Here is a 599-nt window from a genome sequence, read left to right on the forward strand (position 1 = left end):
CGGCGGGGCGTCGATGTTGAACATCCACCGGGTGACGGTCACGGTGTTCCCGTCATGGGTGGTCTCGAATTCCGACTCGCTCAGCTCTTCCTGCCCGATCGAGGAAGAATGCACGAACTCCTCATGGGTCAAATCCATCAGGTTGTCCAGGATGAGCTGGTAATTGCACGCGGCGTGGATCGTCTCCCCATCCCCGGCCCACTCCGGAGAGGACATCTGGGACATATCCGGCACCAGGTCCGGATCCGCCTGCGTGGGATCGCCCACCCACACCCACACAAACCGGTCCCGCTCCACCACCGGAAAAGACGGCACGGTCGCCGAAGGATTCACCGTCTCCTGCGCCGGCATGGACACGCACCGCCCCGCCGAGTTGTACACAATCCCGTGATACGGGCACTGGATCCCGTCCCGGCCCACGGTCTTGCCCATCGACAGCGGCGCCAGCCGGTGCCAGCACGCATCCGCCAGGGCCACGGCCTGGCCATCCTCGGTACGGAACAGCGCCAGCGGACGGTTCGCGATCCGGCGGGCCATCGGCTTGCGCGTCACCTCATGGTCCCACGCCGCAACGTACCAGGCATTGAGCGGGTGGCCGA

Annotated in this window: 1 protein-coding gene; it reads right to left on the reverse strand. The window is 65.8% G+C overall.

Going from position 1 to position 599, the window contains the following annotated elements:
* Positions 1–599, reverse strand: a 599-nt coding sequence (locus NCCP_RS14865; RefSeq protein WP_149958061.1) for a Rieske 2Fe-2S domain-containing protein, incomplete at both ends; no start/stop codon positions are given.

It is taken from the genome of Zafaria cholistanensis (assembly GCF_008580665.1).
Taxonomy (GTDB): domain Bacteria; phylum Actinomycetota; class Actinomycetes; order Actinomycetales; family Micrococcaceae; genus Zafaria; species Zafaria cholistanensis.